Source organism: Ferdinandcohnia sp. Marseille-Q9671 (assembly GCF_976954385.1).
Genome location: NZ_CDRJTA010000001.1, coordinates 2,320,950 through 2,341,973, shown reverse-complemented (window position 1 = coordinate 2,341,973; position 21,024 = coordinate 2,320,950). Strand labels below are relative to the sequence as shown.

The 21,024-nt window shown below is 38.5% G+C and carries 19 protein-coding genes; all 19 read right to left on the bottom strand.

The window, feature by feature from the left end:
• Window positions 1-275 precede the first annotated feature (275 nt).
• The 19 genes from lysS to spoIIE all read right to left on the bottom strand — a co-directional run bounded on the left by lysS (window position 276) and on the right by spoIIE (window position 20,822).
• Window positions 276-1,760 carry a lysine--tRNA ligase gene (lysS, locus tag ACWNMY_RS11550; protein ID WP_449538358.1) on the bottom strand — a complete coding sequence of 495 codons (1,485 nt, stop codon included), beginning with the start codon at window positions 1,758-1,760 and terminating at the stop codon, window positions 276-278.
• A gap of 322 nt (window positions 1,761-2,082) precedes the next feature.
• Complete coding sequence (dusB, locus tag ACWNMY_RS11545) at window positions 2,083-3,084, bottom strand: tRNA dihydrouridine synthase DusB (protein ID WP_449538357.1); 1,002 nt, start codon at window positions 3,082-3,084, stop codon at window positions 2,083-2,085.
• Window positions 3,085-3,121: 37 nt separating this feature from the next.
• Entirely contained in the window at window positions 3,122-3,334 is a 213-nt protein-coding gene (locus ACWNMY_RS11540; protein ID WP_449538356.1) for a helix-turn-helix domain-containing protein, read from the bottom strand.
• On the bottom strand, window positions 3,286-3,813 hold the full coding sequence (gene folK / locus ACWNMY_RS11535) for a 2-amino-4-hydroxy-6-hydroxymethyldihydropteridine diphosphokinase (protein WP_449538446.1): 528 nt from the start codon (window positions 3,811-3,813) through the stop codon (window positions 3,286-3,288). The genes ACWNMY_RS11540 and folK overlap by 49 nt, the downstream gene beginning before the upstream one ends.
• Window positions 3,806-4,174, bottom strand: coding sequence for a dihydroneopterin aldolase (gene folB, locus ACWNMY_RS11530; RefSeq protein ID WP_449538355.1), 369 nt, complete (start codon window positions 4,172-4,174; stop codon window positions 3,806-3,808). The genes folK and folB overlap by 8 nt, the downstream gene beginning before the upstream one ends.
• Complete coding sequence (gene folP, locus ACWNMY_RS11525) at window positions 4,167-5,024, bottom strand: dihydropteroate synthase (RefSeq protein ID WP_449538354.1); 858 nt, start codon at window positions 5,022-5,024, stop codon at window positions 4,167-4,169. Before folP ends, folB begins: the two co-directional genes overlap by 8 nt.
• Window positions 5,024-5,890, bottom strand: a complete 867-nt coding sequence (gene pabC, locus ACWNMY_RS11520; RefSeq protein WP_449538353.1) for an aminodeoxychorismate lyase — start codon at window positions 5,888-5,890, stop codon at window positions 5,024-5,026. The genes folP and pabC overlap by 1 nt, the downstream gene beginning before the upstream one ends.
• On the bottom strand, window positions 5,875-6,474 hold the full coding sequence (gene pabA / locus ACWNMY_RS11515) for an aminodeoxychorismate/anthranilate synthase component II (protein ID WP_449538352.1): 600 nt from the start codon (window positions 6,472-6,474) through the stop codon (window positions 5,875-5,877). The genes pabC and pabA overlap by 16 nt, the downstream gene beginning before the upstream one ends.
• Window positions 6,475-6,481: 7 nt before the next feature.
• The gene (locus tag ACWNMY_RS11510) at window positions 6,482-7,909 is read right to left on the bottom strand and encodes an anthranilate synthase component I family protein (RefSeq protein WP_449538351.1); all 1,428 of its coding nucleotides are present in this window, start codon (window positions 7,907-7,909) and stop codon (window positions 6,482-6,484) included.
• Window positions 7,910-8,011: 102 nt separating this feature from the next.
• Window positions 8,012-8,941 carry a cysteine synthase A gene (gene cysK / locus ACWNMY_RS11505; RefSeq protein ID WP_449538350.1) on the bottom strand — a complete coding sequence of 310 codons (930 nt, stop codon included), beginning with the start codon at window positions 8,939-8,941 and terminating at the stop codon, window positions 8,012-8,014.
• A gap of 100 nt (window positions 8,942-9,041) precedes the next feature.
• Window positions 9,042-9,965 carry a peptidyl-prolyl cis-trans isomerase gene (locus tag ACWNMY_RS11500; RefSeq protein ID WP_449538349.1) on the bottom strand — a complete coding sequence of 308 codons (924 nt, stop codon included), beginning with the start codon at window positions 9,963-9,965 and terminating at the stop codon, window positions 9,042-9,044.
• 20 nt (window positions 9,966-9,985) lie between these two features.
• A complete protein-coding gene (hslO, locus tag ACWNMY_RS11495) occupies window positions 9,986-10,864 on the bottom strand; it encodes an Hsp33 family molecular chaperone HslO (protein ID WP_449538348.1) in 879 nt (292 codons plus the stop codon).
• 35 nt (window positions 10,865-10,899) lie between these two features.
• Window positions 10,900-11,679, bottom strand: a complete 780-nt coding sequence (locus tag ACWNMY_RS11490) for a type III pantothenate kinase (protein ID WP_449538347.1) — start codon at window positions 11,677-11,679, stop codon at window positions 10,900-10,902.
• Window positions 11,680-12,434: 755 nt separating this feature from the next.
• Entirely contained in the window at window positions 12,435-14,372 is a 1,938-nt protein-coding gene (gene ftsH, locus ACWNMY_RS11485) for an ATP-dependent zinc metalloprotease FtsH (protein WP_449538346.1), read from the bottom strand.
• A 137-nt stretch (window positions 14,373-14,509) separates the two neighbouring features.
• Window positions 14,510-15,049, bottom strand: a complete 540-nt coding sequence (hpt, locus tag ACWNMY_RS11480; RefSeq protein WP_449538345.1) for a hypoxanthine phosphoribosyltransferase — start codon at window positions 15,047-15,049, stop codon at window positions 14,510-14,512.
• A 24-nt stretch (window positions 15,050-15,073) separates the two neighbouring features.
• Entirely contained in the window at window positions 15,074-16,465 is a 1,392-nt protein-coding gene (gene tilS, locus ACWNMY_RS11475) for a tRNA lysidine(34) synthetase TilS (protein ID WP_449538344.1), read from the bottom strand.
• Window positions 16,466-16,553: 88 nt separating this feature from the next.
• Window positions 16,554-17,552 (bottom strand): serine/threonine protein kinase, encoded by a 999-nt coding sequence (locus tag ACWNMY_RS11470; protein WP_449538445.1) that lies wholly within the window; start codon window positions 17,550-17,552, stop codon window positions 16,554-16,556.
• Entirely contained in the window at window positions 17,518-18,258 is a 741-nt protein-coding gene (locus tag ACWNMY_RS11465) for a VWA domain-containing protein (RefSeq protein WP_449538343.1), read from the bottom strand. Before ACWNMY_RS11465 ends, ACWNMY_RS11470 begins: the two co-directional genes overlap by 35 nt.
• A gap of 77 nt (window positions 18,259-18,335) precedes the next feature.
• Window positions 18,336-20,822 (bottom strand): stage II sporulation protein E, encoded by a 2,487-nt coding sequence (gene spoIIE, locus ACWNMY_RS11460; protein WP_449538342.1) that lies wholly within the window; start codon window positions 20,820-20,822, stop codon window positions 18,336-18,338.
• Window positions 20,823-21,024 lie beyond the last annotated feature (202 nt).

The following is a 21,024-nucleotide window of genomic DNA, read 5'->3' as shown; positions in this document are numbered from 1 at the left end:
GCTTGTATTGTGTTCAGTTTTCAAAGAACTTTTGTTTGTTGCTCACTGAAGCAACTTTATTATAATATCATTTATGAATTTGTTAGTCAATAACTTTTTTTCATAAATTTTATTTCATCACCACATCTCAGCGGCGGATATTCAATATACCACCTCTCCTGTTTATATGCAATAGATTTTAGCAAAAAAATTATACTAGAAAAATTAATAATAATGAAATCAAAAATAAATAGAGTGGCGAACCACTCTATTTTTACTAAAAATTAATCTATCTACTATTTATTACGCATTTGCGGGAACAGCAATACATCTCTTATTGAAGGAGAATTTGTTAATAACATAACGAGTCTATCAATCCCAATTCCTAGTCCACCAGTTGGAGGCATACCATATTCTAACGCTTCTACAAAATCCTCATCCATCATGTGAGCTTCATCATTTCCTTGCTCTCTTTCCTTAAGCTGAGCCTCAAACCTTTCACGTTGATCAATAGGATCATTTAATTCAGTGAAGGCATTTGCGTGCTCTCTTCCCACAATAAACAATTCGAAACGATCTGTGAATCGAGGATCTTCCGGGTTCTTTTTCGCTAAAGGAGAGATTTCAACAGGGTGTCCATAGATAAACGTCGGTTGAATGAGCTTGTCCTCAATTTTTTGTTCGAAGAACTCATTTACGATATGTCCATATTGCATATTGTTATTTATCTCAACATTATGTTCTTTGGCAAGTCTTCTAGCTTCTTCAATGTCCATTTCCTTCCAGAAGTCTACTCCCACATATTCTTTAATTGCATCAACCATGTGTAGTCTTTTCCATTCTGGCTTTAAATCAACCTGGTGCTCACCGTAAGGTACAGTAGTCGTTCCTAGTACCTCTTGTGCAATATGTGCAACAAGGTTTTCCGTTAAACTCATGATATCTTTATAATCAGCATACGCTTCATATAATTCTATCATAGTAAATTCAGGGTTATGTCTTGTTGATACCCCTTCATTACGGAATACTCTTCCGATCTCATATACCTTTTCTAATCCGCCTACAATTAAACGTTTCAAGTGAAGTTCAATCGCAATTCTCATATATAAAGGAATATCTAATGCATTATGATGAGTAATGAACGGCTTTGCAGATGCTCCTCCCGGGATGGAATGCATCATTGGTGTTTCTACTTCTAGATACCCATGATCATCTAAATATCGTCTCATTGCTCTTATAATCTTACTTCTAGTTATAAATGTATCTTTACTTTCAGGACTCATGATTAAATCTAAGTAACGCTGACGATAACGTTGCTCAACATCCTTTAATCCATGGAACTTATCTGGTAGTGGACGTAATGCCTTGGATAAAAGTTCAAAAGAAGTTACTTTAATAGAAAGTTCTCCGACTTTTGTTTTGAAGACAGCACCTGACACTCCAACAATATCTCCTAGATCTGCAATGTTGAATACCTCGTACTGTTCTTCTCCCACAGTATCGAGACGTACATACAATTGAATCTGACCTGTTAGATCTTGTACGTGGGTAAATCCAGCTTTCCCTTTGCCACGCTTCGTCATTATACGTCCTGCAATCGTCACACTGATTTCTTTTTCATCTAATTCTTCTTTTGTAAAACCATCATATAAAGCAATTAATTCACTTGTACTATGTGTTCTTTCGTATTTCTTTCCAAATGGATCAACACCCATTTCGCGTAGAGTATGTAATTTCTCTCTTCTTACTATCAATTGGTCATTTAATTCCTCATGATTCATTTTTCTCAACTCCTATTTTGTTACCAGAGGCAATTATCTACTTTGAAATCTATCTAATGCTCCTTGGCATATTCGCGTAAGTTAGTAACGGTTACTTTAATGTGAAACTCTTAGTCTTCATTGAATCTTCCAAAATCACCTACGACAACCGATCATCATTAAACTGTACTATCTTCCCTTATGATACTCAATACCATTTACTATTAATGGTTAATTGTGTAACAGTTTGTCTTATTCCAATATAAACGTAAAGCATAAAAACTGCCAGTATTAACTGGCAGTAAGCTACTTACGGGTATTATAGTGTAGGGAAATAGTGATGTCAAACTACCTGTGCCCCGCTTTGTTGCTTTTCTTCAATCTCTTCTACAAAGGCGTGAAGAAGTGAAACTAGCTCGTCGCGTGTATTACAAGTATTAACTTCATTCCGAACCTTTGCGTGACCACGAATACCTTTTAGGTACCAAGCTGCATGTTTTCTAAATTCCCTTACTGCAATATGTTCACTTTTGAGATTAATCAAGCGGTCTAAATGAAGGATTGACACGTCAATTTTCTCTCTTACAGAAGGTTCATCAATTAATTCACCCGATTCCAGATATTTAACTGTCTGATAAATCATCCACGGATTACCAAGTGCTGCACGGCCAATCATAACACCATCAACACCCGTTTCATCAAGCATCCGTCTTGCATCTTGTGGTGTTTTGACATCTCCGTTTCCGATAACAGGGATACTTACATTTTGTTTTACTTGTTTAATAATATCCCAATTTGCTTGACCTTCGTACATTTGAACACGCGTTCTTCCGTGTAAGGCTACAGCTTTTCCACCCGCACGCTCTACCATTTGAGCATTTTGGATTGCATAAATATGGTCTTCATCCCAACCCATTCTCATTTTTACGGTAACTGGTTTATCTACTGCATCGACTACTGCTGACACCATCTCATAAATCTTGTTAGGGTCCAACAACCATTTCGCACCAGCATCGCATTTTGTAATCTTAGGGACTGGACACCCCATATTAATATCTATAATATCTGCAGTTGTATTTTTGTCTACAAACTTAGCAGCTTCGACTAGTGTCTCTTTTTCGCCCCCAAATATTTGAAGACTAAGTGGTTTTTCACGTTCATCTATATAGAGCATCCCCATTGTTTTCGCATTGTTATAAAGGATTGCTTTATCACTAACCATTTCTGCACAAACCAATCCTGCACCGAATTCCTTAACGGTTAGACGAAAAGCCGAGTTACAAACTCCAGCCATTGGCGCAAGCACTACTTGGTTTTTCATTTCAATATCTCCAATTTTTAACACAGTATCCCTCCTTTACATGATTCTATTTATAATATAATTACTCTACCTCTTTTGGAGCTAACTCTTCAAGTGGTATATTTAGTATATCTGCAACCTCTTGCAGGAATGGCTTACTCGCTACCCTGGTACCTCGTTCGATCTCTCCGACGAGGGATACAGAAACCCCGAGGTCCTTTGCCAACCCCTCCTGGGTGTAGCCCTTTAACTTTCGAAAAGCTCGAATACGTCTTCCCCACTTCTCCGCTTCCATATACGTACTCCTTCTTTATCCTGTAGTTCATCTAGTAGTATGGATATTGGTCGACTTACAGTCGGGATTTGAATATTGCTTTCAATCTCTACTAATGGCAATAAAACAAAAGCTCGTTCTGACATCCGAGGATGCGGAATGATTAGACGCTCCGTTTCAATAATCTCATGATTATAAAGCAAAATGTCAAGGTCTAGCGTTCTTGGACCCCATCTAACCTTCCTTTCCCTTCCAAAGTCAAGTTCAACATCTTGTAATACCTTTAATAAATCTAAAGGGGAGTGATTTGTCTTTACTTTAATTACCATATTCAAAAATTGAGCTTGTTCTTCAAATCCAACCGGGTCTGTTTCATAAATAGAAGAAAAATCGATAATATCCATATCCTTACACTCTTGAATGGCTTGTAATGCAGAAGCCAAATAGTATTCTCTGTCTCCCATATTTGTTCCCAGTGCAATAAATGCAATATTATTCATCATGACGGTTCCTCGTTATTTCAACAGCAACTGATTGTAGATGACCAGGTATAGGTGGGTCAGGCTTAATAACCTTCACTGTGCATGAAGAGACCAAGGTGAAATGTTGCAGTACCATTTTCGTAATTTTTTCTGCTAGTGCTTCTATTAACTTAAATGGTGCCCCTTCTACTACTTCGCGACAAAGATTGTATAATTCTCCGTAATGTACTGAATACTCCAGATTATCTGTTTCCCCTGCTTGTTTTACATCTACTTCAACAACAAGATCCACAATAAAACGTTGACCTAATTTCGTTTCTTCTTGAAAAACACCATGATATCCATAAAACTCCATCTGATTTACGTAGATTTTATCCATTATGTGATTCTCCCTTACCCATAAGAACATCCATCATTTTGGCTAGTCGAACATTCATAAGCACATTGTGAACACGAACAATATCACAGCCCTTTTGAATGCCTAAACAGGTAGTAGCCCCTGTTCCTTCATCACGTTCTGTTGGAGGTAAATCAAAAATTTTCCCGATAAAAGATTTTCTTGAGGTACCAAGTAAAAGCGGATAACCTAAATCTGCAAAACGATCGAGATGACGGATTGTCTCAATATTATCTTCAAATGTCTTTGCAAACCCTACCCCAGGATCCAAGATAATATTTTCATCTTTCACACCTGCCGCCTTTGCAATTTCGATACTCTCAACAAGGTCAGCTATCATATCATCTAGTAGACTGTCATAATTTTTATTGTCCCTATTATGCATAAGGATAATTGGCACATTATAAGATGCTGCTACCTCTGCCATCTTATCATCTGCTTTGGCACCCCATATATCATTGATAATATGGGCTCCCGCTTCTATGGCTTGTTTCGCAACCTCTGATTTATAGGTGTCAATTGAGATTGGTACTTGAACCTCTTTCGATATTGCCTTTATAATAGGTACCACTCTATTAATTTCTTCTTCATCAGAAATCCTTTCATATCCAGGCCTCGTTGATTCGCCCCCAATATCGATAATATCAGCACCATTTTCAACCATCTCCTTCGCATGACGAATTGCTGCATCTACACTAAGATAGGCACCACCATCAGAGAAAGAGTCCGGTGTAATATTTAAGATTCCCATGATCATCGTTTTTTTAGAAAAATCTAGTTGATAAGGACCACAAGTTAATTTAGTTGGTCTAGGTTTTCTTACTTGGTCCATCATTTACTCTCCTTCAATAATTCTTGTCTTCCCCAGAGGCTTGTCCGATATCTTGAATACACGTACTGTAGTTCTTTTGTTATCGGGCCCATTTGGCCAGGTAACGTATACTCTTCAATTTGTTGCAGTGGTATGATTTCCTGGATTGAATTTGTAATAAATGCCTCATCACAAGATAACAATTCATCTGGTTGATAGAAACCTTCCTTCACGTCTAATCCAAGATTCTCGGCAAGCTTTATCACGAACAACCGTGTTACTCCATTTAGTATTCCCGTTCGTAAGTCTGGTGTAAACAGGGTATTTGCTTTGATCCAAAAAAGATTTGAAGTAATGCCTTCTGCAAGAAAACCTTCCTTTGTACGAAAAATACCCTCTATCAGTGGATTATTACCCACTTCCCTTTTACCATAGATATTATTTAAGAAATGGTGGGACTTTAGACGCACTTCACCCTCCGGAGTGTTTCGTATTGTATCTAAGAGAATCCCCCGTTTCTCTTCTAGTAGGGGTGGGATTTCTTTCATAAACACAATAACGGATGGCTCTTGATAATCACCTGGCGGCAGCCCAACTTCTCCAATTCCTGCAGAGATATTGAGCCGTACATAGGCATCCTTTACACCATTTGCCGCTAACAAATTTCTTAGAATTTCGTTAACGCGGGATCGTTTGATTGTGATATTTATTTGAAGCTCTCGTAACCCTGTCTCTAAACGCATAAGATGGTCATCTAGTAAAAACGGATGACCATCATAGATTCTAAATGTTTCAAAAAGCCCCACTCCATATAAAAAGCCATGGTCAAATGGAGATATCCAGGCATCTTCTTTTTTTACAATTTCTCCATTCAGATAGAGGTACATGATTCTTTCTCATTTCCGATATATTGCTGTATGACATTGGAAATCAACTGTTTTCCTGAAGTGGTCATAATGGATTCTGGATGGAATTGTACACCTTCTACCGGGTACTCCTTATGGCGAATCGCCATAATTTCACCTTCCTCTGTTTCAGCAGATATTTCAAAGCATTCAGGGAGCGTTTCCTTTTTTACAATGAGTGAATGATAGCGCGTAGCAGTAAATGGGTCATCCAATCCAGTAAAAATCGTTTTACCATCATGCTTTACTTGAGACGTTTTTCCATGCATGAGTCTTTCTGCTTTGACAACATCTCCCCCAAATGCCTGTGCTATGGATTGATGACCGAGACAAACACCGAAAATGGGGATTCGTCCAGCAAAATGAGAGATGGTATCCAAACTAATTCCCGCTTCATTTGGTGTGCAAGGCCCTGGTGATATCATAATTAAATCTGGATTGAGGTTCTCTATGTCCTGGAGCGTAATTTCATCATTTCTTTTTACAATGATTTCCTGCCCTAATTCACCAACATATTGTACTAAATTAAATGTAAACGAGTCGTAATTATCGATCATAAGAATCATTCTCTACTCACCTCATACTAATATTTTTTTCTACCTCTGCTTCACTCAACTCTTTTGCTTTCCATAATGCAATTGCCTTCTTCAAAGATTCCTTATATTCCTGCTTTGGGTCTGAATCAATAACAACTCCTGCACCTGCTTGGACATGGGCAATGTTATCCTTCACAAACATCGTCCGGATTGCGATATTTAGTTCCATATCTCCTGAGAAACCAATCCATCCAATAGCCCCGGTATATATACCTCTATGGACCGGCTCTAGCTCCTCGATAATTTCCATCGTTCGCACTTTCGGAGCTCCTGTAATCGTACCCCCTGGGAAAGTTGCCTTAATAATATCAGCTCTATCCTTCCCTTCAGCCAGTGTTCCTGTTACATGAGAAACAATATGCATGACATGTGAATACTTTTCAATGACCATAAATTCATCTACCATTACCGTTCCACATTCACACACTCTTCCTAAGTCATTTCGTTCCAAATCAACTAACATGACGTGTTCGGCTCGTTCCTTTTCGTTATTGATTAACTCATCTGCTAATCTTTTATCCTCACTTGCATCCTTACCTCGAGACCTTGTTCCTGCAATTGGTCTTGTACTTACTTCTTTTCCTTTTTTCTTTACAAGTAATTCAGGAGACCCACATACAATATGAAAGTCTGGCACCTGCATATATGCCATATATGGCGACGGGTTTAGTTTACGTAATGTATTATAAATAGCTTGTGGATGCGTTCGGAGTTCTCTAGATTGACGAACAGATAGATTCACTTGGAATACATCGCCTTGAGAGATATAATGTTTCGCCTTTTCAACCGCCATTATGAACTCTTGCTCGGAAAAAGATACAGAAAAGAACTCATTACATCGACCCTCAAATGTCTTTTCTTCACTTACATCATTGGCTTGCAACCACATGTTCATATAGTCTTGAAGTCTAGCCATAGCTTGTTTTTGATTACTGATTTCATCATGAGTGATAAGCCATAACTCTTGGTTACTATGATCATATACGAATACATCATCAAATAGTAAGAAGTATAAGTCCGGTGTTTCTAGGTCATCGCGCGCTAACTTGGGAAGTTTTTCTATGTATCTTGCATAATCATAGCTGATAAATCCAAGCGCTCCTCCTTGGAAATCTGGGAGATTAGGTTGATGATCCGTTTGATAAGTCTTCATCCAGTCCATAAAAAGTGTCAAGGGGTCGCCTTCTAAATGGGTTGTATGGTTTCCGGTTGTAATGGTCAGGGTATTCTCATTTCCTTGTACAACAGCAAATGGTTTTATCCCCATCATACTGTATCTTCCTCCCCGACCACTTTCTAGCAGCATATGGTAAGGTTCATTTTCAGTCAAAGTTTTGTACCGGTCATACCATTGTTCTACATCATAGGGTATTTTCTTCGCAAAAGAGGCTCTCTTTCGTTGCATGCTACACTCTCCTTATATCATATATTTTACATGACATAAGAGCTGTGGTACACCTCAGAAAAGAAAAAAGTCTTACCCAACATGGATAAGACTCTCTTTCTATTATTGTTCGTCAAACTGGTAAAGAGCAGTACTTAAATAACGCTCACCATTGTCCGGAACGATCGCTAATACCTTCTTACCTTTGCCTAACTTCTTGGCAACTTGTAGTGCTGCACAGATGGCTGCACCTGAAGATATCCCTACTAAAAATCCTTCTTCCTGGCCAGTACGACGAGCATAGTCAAATGCTTCCTCGTTCTTCACAGTTATCACTTCATCATAAATTTCTGTATTTAATACCTCTGGAACAAAGTTCGCACCAATACCTTGGATTTTATGAGGTCCTGGCTTTTCACCGGAAAGAATAGCAGAATCTGCTGGTTCTACTGCTACTATCTTAATAGAAGGATACTTCTCTTTTAAAACAGCACCTGCACCAGTGATTGTACCCCCAGTACCGATTCCCGAAACAAATGCATCTAGCTGATCTCCCATTTGTTCAACAATTTCCTTACCAGTCGTTGCATTGTGAACCTCTGGATTTGCTGGATTGTTAAATTGTTGTGGCATAAAATAACCTTTTTCTTTCACAAGTTCTTCTGCTTTATTTACCGCACCTCTCATACCTTCAGAACCCGGTGTTAGAACAAGCTCTGCACCGTATGCGCGTAAAAGATTACGACGTTCCATGCTCATTGTATCCGGCATAACTAAAATTGCTTTTAATCCTTTTGCAGCAGCAACCATAGCTAGGCCAATCCCTGTATTTCCGCTAGTTGGCTCAATGATGGTGTCACCTGGTTTTAGATCGCCCTTTTTCTCAGCAGCCTCAATCATCGCTAGTGCAATTCTATCTTTCACACTGCTTCCAGGGTTAAAGAATTCTAGTTTCACATATACGTCAGCGCTATCTTCGTCAACTAAGTGATTTAGCTTTACGATTGGTGTTTGACCGATTAATTCATAAATTGAATTTGCTACTCTTGTCATGTTTCCACCCTCAATCCCTACTATTTTTATTGGTTTTATCTACAATTTATCAATTCTACTGGCGAAAGTCAATGAATTTGCTAGTAACATATAGGAAAAATTACTTATCTTCTCCAAAGAACCACTTCACCCCTAGCTCTTTCCAAAAGGGTTCAATTGAGATGTTACCATTAATTTGGTCGATAGCTATTTGACGTTTAATTTGATCCTTTACATCCTCATATGAGTACGTTACAGCATCAATTACTTCGTGGAGAATAATCACTGCGTATCCATTCTCAACCTCTATAGGCTCACTCCACTCGTTCGGCTTAAGTGTTTCAGCTGTTTGTAAATAACTATCAGGGACATACCCATTCTCCGCATTTACATATCCGAGTTCCCCACCCCGATTTGCTGAAAACTCATCAATCGACTTTTCCATTGCCAATGCCGTAAAACTTGAACCATTCTCCAACTCATCTCGCACTTGATCTGCTGCATCTTTTGACTTCACAACAATATGAGAAAGATGGTACGTCTTTGGAATGGCATATAACTCTTTATTTTCTTGATAATAATGATTCATCTCATCTTCAGATATAACAGCATCTTTTGTTAGTAATTCTTCCAGCAAAATACTTAACTCGATCTGCTCTCTCCATTGATCGTCATTAATCCTCTCATTGTCGATAGTATTATACATCGTTTTGATTAGTGTTAATTCACGTTCAATGGCATCCTCGGCTAATGTAATATTATGCTTTTCTGCCATTTGACGAACAACTTCCTTGTCTACCATTTCTTCTAGAAGTTGTTTTCCATATCTTGCTTCTAGTTCATTCAACCATTGCTGTCTCGTAATGCTTTTGTTCCCAATCGTTGCAACAACTTCTTCTTCACCACTAGCAACTACAGGTTTCGTCGCCTCAACTGTTTTTTCCTTAGGTTGTTCCCCTGTTTTCCCCATAAAAAAGAAAGCTAACGTCAAACAGTTTGTGATAACGAGAGCTATAATAATGGAGCCCCACACCTTACGATTCATTTACTCATCTCCCATTACCTTTACTTCGCTTGGTCTTTTAATTCTATTAGTTCTTCTTTAGAAAAATGATAGGTTTCGTTACAAAAATGACATTGCGCTTCTGCTTTACCGTCTTCCTCAATCATTGCCTGGATTTCATCTGTTCCTAAGCTAACAATTGCACTTTCTATTCTTTCTCTAGAACAAGGGCATACAAAGGAAACCGGCATTTTTTCTAGGATTTTCAGATTACCCTTACCCACTATCTCCTCTAAAACGTCTTCAGGTGATAATCCCTTTTCAATCATCTTTGAGATAGGTGGTATTTCGTTTAGCCTTTTTTCAAGAGCGGCAATTGTTTGTTCATCAGTACCAGGAAGAAGTTGAATAAGGAATCCTCCCGCTGCTAATATGGAATTATCTGGATTTACTAGTACTCCTACTCCAACCGAAGAAGGAGTTTGTTCAGATGATACAAGATAATATGTGAAATCTTCACCTAATTCCCCCGAAACAATTGGTACCTGTCCAGAAAATTGTTCTCTTAGCCCTAGGTCCTTTACAATTGACAACGTCCCTTCAGTACCTACTGCTCTTCTAACATCAAGTTTTCCATGTTCATTCAAATCAAAATGAGTTTGTGGGTTTGTTACATACCCTCTTACCTCACCCTTTGCATTTGTGTCTACTAAGATAATCCCAATCGGTCCTCCGCCCTCGACCTTAATTGTTAGCTTAGCTTCTCCCTTTAAGGTGGCTCCTAACATTACACCCGCCGTCATTGTCCGACCAAGTGCTGCAGAAGCAGTCGGCCACGTATAATGGCGTTTTTGTGCTTCACCTACTGTTTTTGTAGAATCAATCGCATATGCTCTGACCTTCCCGTCATATGCCAATGCCTTAATTAAATAATCACTCATCTTTTTTTCTCCTTTCAGTGCTGTCTAACTAGTTGTTATATCCCTTTTGCTTCGGTATTTCTCTGGTAGATAAGCTGTAAACCTTTTAACGTGAGGAATGAGTCTACCTCATCAATCACCGTAGACTCCGCGGCGATTAATGAAGCAAGTCCACCAGTGGCAATCACTTTTGGCTTTCCAATCGCTTGCTCTTTAATCCGATTTACTATTCCCTCAACTTGTCCAACATACCCATATAATATTCCAGCTTGCATCGCACTTACCGTATTACGACCGATTACGCCTTCTGGACGAGCTATTTCGATTCTCGGTAACTTCGCAGCTCTCGAATACAATGCTTCAGTGGAAATTGCGATACCAGGTGCGATAGCCCCACCCATGTATTGTTTGCTTTCATTTATGTAACAGAATGTTGTTGCTGTACCAAAATCAACAATGATTAACGGACTTCCATACAAATGGATACCTGCAACTGCATTAACAATACGATCAGCTCCTACCTCCTTCGGATTGTCGTATTTTATGTTTAATCCCGTCTTGATGCCAGGCCCCACTACTAACGGCTTTATCCCAAAGTATTTTCGACACATCCGTTCTAATGCAAACATTATTGGCGGAACAACCGACGACATAATAATTCCATTAATATCTTTAAAGGTTAATCCCACGTGATCTAACAATGATTTTATAACAAGGCCATATTCATCTTCTGTTTTATTACGACTTGTTTCAATTCTCCAATGATATTTTAGGTCTTCCTTTTCATAAACGCCTAATACAATATTCGTATTTCCAACATCAAAAACAAAAATCATGATGTACCCCCATTTTTTATATATCATCCATACGCTCATACGTATATCGATCAGATTTTTTAAGCATCCCCATCATACTATCCTTTATGTATATAAGGCCTTTATCGGTGCCTATTGCCATAAGTTTTGATCGTACCTCTAGCAGCCAACAACCATGATAGACCAGTTGGGCTAATGAAGATTAAAGGTAAATGCAAAAACATCATACCATACCTACTTTTTATTATTCCACAATTTAATGATTACATGAACAAAAGCGCAAGTGTCTTGAAAGTGAACGTCCACCAATGACTGCCACGTCTTGTGGCAAACGCGGACGTCAGCACATTCCTCGAAAATGCTATGCATTTTCTTCGTGCGATGATTATGCTATCGAAGCTTCCCTTGTCCTGTGCATCCGACAAGCATAAGACTAAACGGCGAGAAGGTTGCTCTTTGACCTTCTTGACGGATTGGCTTATGACCTCGAGGGGCTAGGCGCTGGAGCTAGATGTAGATAAACTCATTTATAACTTATCATAAGGTTGAATTTTATAATTTCCTAAACATGAACAAGAGCACTAGTCTCTTTTCAGCCCAGACAAGCATAAGACGTTTAAAAATTGAAGATGACTTTACCTTCATTCTAAATTAGCTTATGTCATAGAGGGCTAAACGTTGGAATTGGATGGCGAAATGTTAGCAGTTCCGATATTTTTCATCTTCCTAAAACAATAAAAAAGGTGCCTACTTTTTATGGTAGACACCTTTTTTATTTACTCTTTTTTATCTGTATCTTCGTTTTTAGTTACTCCGTCCTCTTTCTTAGGATTTATCGTAACTTTTACATCTTCAGTTGATTGCTTTTCTGCTTCAACGACAGGTCGATCTGGTAATGTCCCATGATCAAAAAGATGTTTGATTTGGGCAGCATCCAAGGTTTCAACCTCTAGTAGCGTTTGCGCAATTAATTCAAGCTTATCTTTATTGTCTGTGAGAATTTGCTTCGCCTTCGCATAGCTTTCTTTGATAAAGCGTTGAATTTCAAGGTCAATTTCATGAGCGATTGCATCACTATAGTTTTGTTCATTATGGATGTCACGCCCTAAGAACACTTGACCACCTTGCGCCTGACCAAATTGAAGGGGTCCTAATTTTTCACTCATTCCGTATTCCGTTACCATTTTACGAGCAATTCCTGTAGCACGTTGGAAGTCATTATGAGCACCTGTGCTCACTTCACCAAAGGTAATTTCTTCAGCTACACGACCACCTAATAATCCAGTGATTTTATCCAACAATTCAGGTTTTGTCATGAAGTAACGGTCTTCTTTAGGAAGCATAACAGCGTATCCGCCTGCTTGACCACGAGGGACAATTGTAACCTTATGTACCATATCTGCTTCATCAAGAATCACACCGATAACAGTGTGTCCCGCTTCATGGTATGCCACAATATTTCTTTCTTTCTTCGATATAACTCGCGTCTTTTTCGCAGGACCCGCAATAACACGGTCTGATGCCTCATCAAGGTCTGTCATATCAATCTGTTTCTTATTTTGTCTTGCCGCTACAAGTGCAGCTTCGTTAAGTAAGTTTTCAAGATCTGCACCAGAGAAACCTGGTGTTCTCATTGCAATTGCCTTTAAGTCAACAGATTCATCAAGGGGCTTATTGCGAGCATGAACCTTTAATACCGCTTCTCTACCCTTCACATCTGGGCGATCGACAGTAATTTGACGGTCAAAACGTCCTGGACGTAATAATGCTGGGTCTAGAATATCTGGTCGGTTAGTTGCAGCTACAATGATAATTCCCTCATTTGCGCCAAATCCGTCCATCTCAACAAGCAATTGGTTCAAGGTTTGCTCACGCTCATCATGACCGCCACCAAGACCTGCACCACGTTGACGACCAACTGCATCAATTTCGTCTATAAAAATGATACATGGAGCGTTTTTCTTTGCATTTTCGAAAAGGTCACGTACACGCGAAGCACCGACCCCTACAAACATTTCAACAAAGTCAGAACCACTGATTGAGAAGAATGGTACTCCTGCTTCACCAGCAGCTGCACGTGCAAGTAATGTTTTACCTGTACCAGGAGGTCCTACTAGGAGAATCCCTTTTGGAATTCTAGCTCCAAGTTCGGCAAACTTTCGTGGATCTTTTAAGAACTCTACAACTTCAATAAGTTCTTGTTTTTCTTCATCTGCACCAGCAACATCTTTAAATTTAACCTTTTTCTTCTCTTCACTATATAACTTGGCTTTACTTTTACCAAAGTTCATAACCCTACTTCCGCCACCTTGGGCCTGGTTAAGTAGGAAGAAGAATAAAATAAAGATGATGACAAAAGGAATGATTGATGTGAAGAAGGTTACCCAGCCACTTGTTTCCTTTGCCTTAAGTATATCTACGTCTGCATTCGCTGCAGCTTGATAAATCCGATCAACTTCGTTTTGACTTCCAATTATATTGGTAACAAAGAATTCTTCTTCTTTATACCCCTTTAATTGGCCACGTACCTCATACACGCCTCTTTCAGGTTGGACTGTAATATTCTTTACATCTCCAGCCTCTAAATGTTCAACAAATTTACCGTATTTCATCACCTCTGGTTGGCCATTGGCACCTTGGAAAAAGCTGACCACACCAATAATGACTAAAAATATTAGTAAATAGAAAATGACATTTCGAAAAATCCGATTCATCCCTTACCTCCTCCCGCGGTGAACAAACTATAGTAAATAGTATCATAGATAATAAATGCTATTCAAATGATATACGTTTAACCCGCTATTAGGTTTCAAAAAGTGTACAAGTTTTTTACACAACAAGATAAAAAAGATTAATTTGAGTAAACCTCTGGCTTTAACACACCAATATATGGTAGATTACGGTATTTTTCCGCATAATCCAGACCATAGCCAACTACAAACTCATCCGGAACAATAAATCCTACATAGTCTGCGTTAATGTCTGCTTTTCTTCCAGTTGGTTTATCCAATAGGGTAACAATTTTAATTGACTTTGCCTTACGATAACGGAACAATTCAACAATGTAGCTTAACGTAAGACCACTATCGATAATGTCCTCAATTACAAGGATATCTCTTCCTTCAACAGAAGTGTCTAAATCCTTGATGATTTTCACTTCGCCAGAAGAAACAGTTGAGTTCCCATAGCTTGAAACATCCATAAAGTCCATTTCCAAATATGTATCTACACGTTTTAAAAGATCGCCCATAAACGGCATGGCACCTTTTAAAATCCCAATTGCGAGTGGAAATTTATCCTTATAGTCCTCAGTTAAAGTATGTCCCAATTCTTTGATTTTTTCCTGTAATTCTTCCTCACTAAATAAAACTTTTTCGATATCCTGCTTCATTTGACTTAAAGCCCCCTCGTAAATCTATTGCTCATATTGTAGAACGATATAATGTGATTTTGTTTTGCAATCTGCTTCAAAAACGGACTTTTTTAATCCTGGAAGCCACAAAATCTCTCCCCGTGCATCCTCAACAATTGGCCATGTGTCACGTTCATGAAGAGGTATTTTTTGGTCGATGAAAATATCCTTCACTTTTTTAGTTCCATTCATTCCTTTTACCGTCATTTTATCTCCGTTTTTTCTATTTCGAATATAAAGAGGCATTTGAATGATATCTGGATCTATAACGAAACAATGTTTCCCAGCCATTTGCTCAGGGTAACTCTTCCACACTTGACTCTTTACTTCACTACCATTTTCAAGTTTATGAAGCCCTGGTGTATCAATTTGAAACCGATAGGGGCTTGGTTTTCCCTTGCGACCTGTGTATGTATATGTACAACTATCATAAGATTTTACAATTCGTAAACCAGATGGAAAATGTAATTCTCCAGATGGATGTTGATTTGCCAAGAAGGTAAACAAATTGTCTATATGTACGGCAGAAAGAGAAGGAGGAAGGTTCTTGTAGAGATAGTTTAATATTAGTTGAATCCCTCTTCTTTGTAAAGATTTTGGCATTGACAAAAATGCAGGTATCTCAATCTCTACTTGGTTGTCTTCTTTCCTTTTCATTACTTTATTCATTTTTTCAATTGTTAATTCATCTAAAACTTGATTATCCTCAATCATATATTGACTAAATTGTAAAAAACGCTCGTGTACTGCGGGATTTTCCTGTTTTAAAAAAGGGAGGACATGATGCCTAAATCTGTTTCGAGTATAGTCATCCTTCTCATTAGATGGGTCACGCCTAGGGTTGAGTTTGAACTGCTTACAATATTCTTCAATTTCACTCTTTGTCACTGGTAAAAAGGGACGTATGATTACTCCACATGAAAATGGACGTTTTGGGAGCATTCCCGCATAGCCTATCCCTTTACTCCCCCGAACCAACCTCATTAAAATTGTTTCGAGTTGATCATCACCATGATGACCTAACGCTAAAGCATCACCCTTATGCTTACGCATCATTTCATCGAAAAAATGATATCTTACCTCTCTTGCTGCAACCTGGGAACTTACTCCTTTTTCCCTTTTATAGGATGTCACATCGACTTGAATTGATTCAAAACATATCTTGTATGCTTCACAAAATGCTTTTACAAAAAGTAAATCTTCTTCAGACTCTTTTCCTCTAAACATATGGTCAACATGTACAACTACGAGAGCAGAATAGCTTTCCTTTTGATGGTGATATAAGTAATGAAGCAATGCAAGTGAGTCAGGACCACCAGATACTCCAACTAATAGTGTTGAGTCCTTATCAATTAATTTATGTTCTTTACTAAACAGATTTACCTTTTCTATCATAAATGGACCAATCCTTTGTACAAAACTAAGACAATACGTTTATCGTACCACTTTCATGGTTAACTAATCAAAATCAAATTAGTAACTATTATAAGATTTGTCCATAAAGGTATAGTAAATATCCTAGCGATACAAACAATAGTAATAGTACGGTTTCAAGGAAACCTCCCTTTTGCTTCTTCGGCTTTGGTTGACGACTAACCCTGGTACGATTTGGTTTGGATTGTTGTTTTATTGCTGCTTGTTTATTTTGAATCGGGGGTTGTCCCTTTTTTACTTGACTCAGTTTCATAACCAAGTCTTTTCTCATATCAGCTGCATGCTGATATTTTCCATCAATTGCATTAACCAAGATAGTATCTATTCTTCGGAGTGAATCATTATTCGAAATAATTGTTTTGAGTTGTTTGATTGGCTGATCTGACTTGGTGAAACGATTAGGGTATGCTACATTGATTAAAATCATCGCAACAGCAAATAAATCATAGGACGGTTCCGCTCTTCTTGAGCCTGCTCCCCAATATCCACGGTCAAAAAACTCCGTAAATTCCTTAATTGCTCTTCCTTGAACAGTAGTTCCCCCAACATCTATACAGCGTATTTTGGGTGGGTTTCCTGCTACAAGCAGATTATCAGGTTTTAAGTCCCCAAACACCCAACCTTCCTTATGTAGCCTGTCTAAATCCGAAAGTAATTGCAAACAGAGGATTTCTGTCCATTCCTTCCCTCTTTTTTCAATAAAAGATAAAAAGCTTTCCCCTCGTATATACTCCATTACATAAAAAGATATTGGGGTGGACACTCCCGGCTTTACCCAATCATCAACATCTATAAAAGAAGGTCCAAGGGCAGAACCTTGGACCTTAGAAAAGTGTTTTAGCACATTCACTTCAGAAGTGATTGTGACTCCATTTTGACTTATTTTTAAAGCCACAGGACCATCCATGCTTTCAGCTAGATATACAATACCATTGGCACCTTGTCCTAAAGGTCTCACAATGCGATATGATTTTTTATGCCACTTTCCTGTAATAACAGTTCCTGGGGATACCTTACATACCTGACTCTTCGTAGTATTGTTCATCATCACGTGATAACAAACTCCTTAATGATCTTTTTTTCTTAAAGTAAGTCAGCGCCTCTCGTATTGCAGGACCCGTTGGAGTAATTCCTCCAGTAGTAAGCTTTGGAAAAATACTAGACAATGATTCTAGTCTAGGGGTCCAATCTAATACTTTTTCGACTTCAACCTTTTTCCCAGGAAATACAAAGACAGAAAATTGATTGTCTCCCATTCTCGCATTTAAGCTAATAGATAGGTCAAGTAACGCTTCTTTTACTGTTGGTAGCTTGTGCTTCATACTAGCGCTTGTATCAACTAATACTAAAACTTCTAAATCGATTGTCTCACCAAGCTCATCAACGACTTCCATTACCTCTCCACGCTTTTCAGGAGGAAGGTCTTCCATAGACGTTTTAGATCCAAGAATTTGTTGGAGTTCCTTATTAACGACACCCTGTAGAGTTTGGGTCATTGCTTGCCTTGTTACCATTTGAACTGTATGGGATAACTGGGCAGAGTAAACAATTTGACTAACTCCTCCACCAGCAGATGCCATACCTTCGATTTCTTGCATTCCTTGCTCATCTATCGTATCCTGTTCGACTACACCAATGACATTAATTGTCACTCCTTGCTCTCTTGCAAGAGCGGCCATTGCAATTGGATCTTCCCCTTGGTTTGAACAACCATCCGTAATTAATAGAATTTGCTTCAAAGTGCCTTTTTGCACGTTTCATCCCCTCCAAGTTAACTATTAGTAGTAACAGGATGGACGAATTACTAGATTTTTAAACCTCCTTCACCGTGTCAGATTGCCTTGCTTTTCGTTTTCTGATAGGAATAAGCAGGGATAGCTGCCCATTTTGGTGTATTGTGCTTAACTTTCGTGACAACAACAGTCATATCGTCTTCAATTTCTCCAGATCTTGTGCGAATTACCTCCTCCATAATGAGATCGGCTACCTCTTGTGGATCATCTGTTTGTATTTCTTTTATTTTCCGTTTCATCCACATATCATAGTTTTCTACATGTTTTGGACCTTCGAATATCCCATCACTCATCATAATTAAGAGATCCCCTGCTTTTAATTGTTCGTCTACTACCTCCACTTCAAAGTCTTCAATTATTCCCATTGGTAGATTACTTGCTTGTATTTTACTAATCTTATCTCCCCTCTTAATATAGCTTGGAGTAGAGCCAATCTTTAAGAATTTTGCACTCGCGTCCTGAAGATCAATCACCGCTAAATCGAGTGTAGAAAAAATTTCATCTGTTGTTCGTAGTGAGAGAATGGAGTTTACTGATTTAATCGCAACCTTCTCTTCTATACCGGATTGAAGAATTTTCTTTAATAGTTCAAGTGTTTCATTGCTCTCATAGTGGGCTCTTTCTCCATTCCCCATTCCATCACTTATTGCTACCGCATGCTTCCCAACACCTAATTCAATGGTAGAAAAGCTATCGCCCGATACTAATCCACCGCCCTTGGCTGCATGTGCAACTCCCGTATCAATGACGTACGCTTTTGCAGAACCTAGTGAAACATGACAATACCCATTTGGATATGCAGAACACTCCTCGCTTTTCACTAATATCGTTTCCTCCAGTATATCTGATAGCATCGGAGCAATTAGCTTTTCACATTCCCCACTTCCGTTACAGTATGGAATACTCAACTCTATATCAACATTTCCTTGTTCAACACTATATATTTCTACATGACCAATTTGTATTCCAAATGACTGTAAGGCATCTAGTATTTGTTCTTCAAGTAAATGGTGGTTTTCACCTTCACGTTGAATTTCCTTTGCGAAATCACTCATTACCTGAGAGACACCTAATAACTGGTCAGCTACCAGCTTTCGACTCTCTTTCACTTGCTTTTTAAGCTTTTGATTTGCTTGATAATACGTAAGCTCTTGCTCAACCGCATCTATTACCTTTTGGGACCTTACACAATGCTTGTCCCAGTCCCTCGTTAATTTATGGTTATACATGAGAGAATTTGTTTCACATCCATGCATAATGTCTTTCATATAATCATATGTTTTAGTAAAGTTCTTTGACCAACAAGCCTCCTTCTTAAAGCAGGATTGGCATGTTTTTTCCGTTACGTTACTTAAGAATAGATCAATTTCACGATCCTTATCCTCTTCTTCAACCGGGTACCCATACTCGGTAAAACTATTAGACAAGGCTTGAAACACGGTTGAAAACTGCGCGACACGGTTTGCGGTCACATCACGAACCTTCCTAAGATATTGCTGTTGTTCCGCATTATGCTCAGGCGTTCCTGGGATGTTTTTTGCAATTTTGCTTATTAATACTCCTGGTGTTAGTAGAAATAATAAAATGGCAACACCTGATTCATAGAGCGTGGGAATAATTTGACTTGCACCTTCTCCATAAAGACCAATGAGAAGAGTCCCGACAATCAAACCAAGTGCCACACCGGCCTTTTTTCCTTCTTTTAAAAGACCACCTAATAGTCCCGAAAAAGCCAAGAGGCTCATTTGGTACAAGCTTGTAACATTTGCTAGACTTAAAATAAGTCCAGTTACAACCCCTACTGTTGACCCTATTGTGGCACCCGCAATAAAGGCAAACAACAGAACGACATATCTTGAAAGAATATTGGAAATGGACATCTCATAGACGAGCCACCCCATAGTTCCAGTTAACACAGACGCAATGAGTATGATGAGACAAATGACTTCTTCTGTTTTAAATGATTGTCTTCTTCTTTTCTCTGTTAGCAATGGAACACTCTGCAGAAAAATTAAAGTTAAAATAAATGCTAACCCTGAACCAACTCCGATCATTACACCATCATGGATGGTAATTGAGCCTTGCATGATATATAAAATTAATCCTTTAGCTAAAGCAGATGTAAGCAAAACCATTGTTGGTAACGCTTTAATTAAGTCTACTTTAAACCGCTGAAGAAGCTTATAGATTACTAGGAAAAATGTAATTGATAAAAATGTAAAGATGGTTACGTCCGCTGATAGGGTAAAAGACCCTGCAATTACAGCAGCCATTGCGATTCCAGCTTTTCCTTTTTTCATCATAAAGACTGCTGCAAAGAACGGCAGTGCAAAGGGGGTTATTTCATTAAGGATCAAGGCTCGTCCAAGTAAAAATCCTACGACTCCTATCAGAAGCCCATGTAGTAGAAATAGATTTTCAAGTTTGATTAGCAAGCGATTAAACCATCTGGACAATGAGTCCTGAGTCTTTTCAATCGAAACCTCTGTAATCGGTCCACTCAAATTCCTTTCTATTCTTTCCATTTTAGAACACTCCCCGTATTTAATAGTTATCTGTTATTATACAGTTGCTGTTTTTCATAATTTGTCAAAACAACGAGAGAGAATCACAAAAACATTCGACGGCTTGTACAGTAATCCTACAAAATAAACGTCGTAGAGCACGTTTTTATAGCAATTCGTAGAAGATTTACAAGAATAGACAACAACAAATTGTTTGTATTAT

Bases quoted from the DNA above. Each gene is read 5' to 3' on its own strand.
- ftsH (WP_449538346.1), bottom strand. From the start codon at position 14,372: ATGAATCGGATTTTTCGAAATGTCATTTTCTATTTACTAATATTTTTA.
- tilS (WP_449538344.1), bottom strand. From the start codon at position 16,465: ATGATAGAAAAGGTAAATCTGTTTAGTAAAGAACATAAATTAATTGAT.
- lysS (WP_449538358.1), bottom strand. From the start codon at position 1,760: ATGAATCATGAGGAATTAAATGACCAATTGATAGTAAGAAGAGAGAAA.
- hpt (WP_449538345.1), bottom strand. From the start codon at position 15,049: ATGAAGCAGGATATCGAAAAAGTTTTATTTAGTGAGGAAGAATTACAG.
- cysK (WP_449538350.1), bottom strand. From the start codon at position 8,941: ATGACAAGAGTAGCAAATTCAATTTATGAATTAATCGGTCAAACACCA.
- folB (WP_449538355.1), bottom strand. From the start codon at position 4,174: ATGGATAAAATCTACGTAAATCAGATGGAGTTTTATGGATATCATGGT.
- ACWNMY_RS11470 (WP_449538445.1), bottom strand. From the start codon at position 17,552: ATGATGAACAATACTACGAAGAGTCAGGTATGTAAGGTATCCCCAGGA.
- pabA (WP_449538352.1), bottom strand. From the start codon at position 6,474: ATGATTCTTATGATCGATAATTACGACTCGTTTACATTTAATTTAGTA.
- pabC (WP_449538353.1), bottom strand. From the start codon at position 5,890: ATGTACCTCTATCTGAATGGAGAAATTGTAAAAAAAGAAGATGCCTGG.
- folP (WP_449538354.1), bottom strand. From the start codon at position 5,024: ATGGACCAAGTAAGAAAACCTAGACCAACTAAATTAACTTGTGGTCCT.
- hslO (WP_449538348.1), bottom strand. From the start codon at position 10,864: ATGAGTGATTATTTAATTAAGGCATTGGCATATGACGGGAAGGTCAGA.
- ACWNMY_RS11490 (WP_449538347.1), bottom strand. From the start codon at position 11,679: ATGATTTTTGTTTTTGATGTTGGAAATACGAATATTGTATTAGGCGTT.
- folK (WP_449538446.1), bottom strand. From the start codon at position 3,813: ATGAATAATATTGCATTTATTGCACTGGGAACAAATATGGGAGACAGA.
- ACWNMY_RS11500 (WP_449538349.1), bottom strand. From the start codon at position 9,965: ATGAATCGTAAGGTGTGGGGCTCCATTATTATAGCTCTCGTTATCACA.
- spoIIE (WP_449538342.1), bottom strand. From the start codon at position 20,822: ATGGAAAGAATAGAAAGGAATTTGAGTGGACCGATTACAGAGGTTTCG.
- ACWNMY_RS11510 (WP_449538351.1), bottom strand. From the start codon at position 7,909: ATGCAACGAAAGAGAGCCTCTTTTGCGAAGAAAATACCCTATGATGTA.
- ACWNMY_RS11540 (WP_449538356.1), bottom strand. From the start codon at position 3,334: ATGGAAGCGGAGAAGTGGGGAAGACGTATTCGAGCTTTTCGAAAGTTA.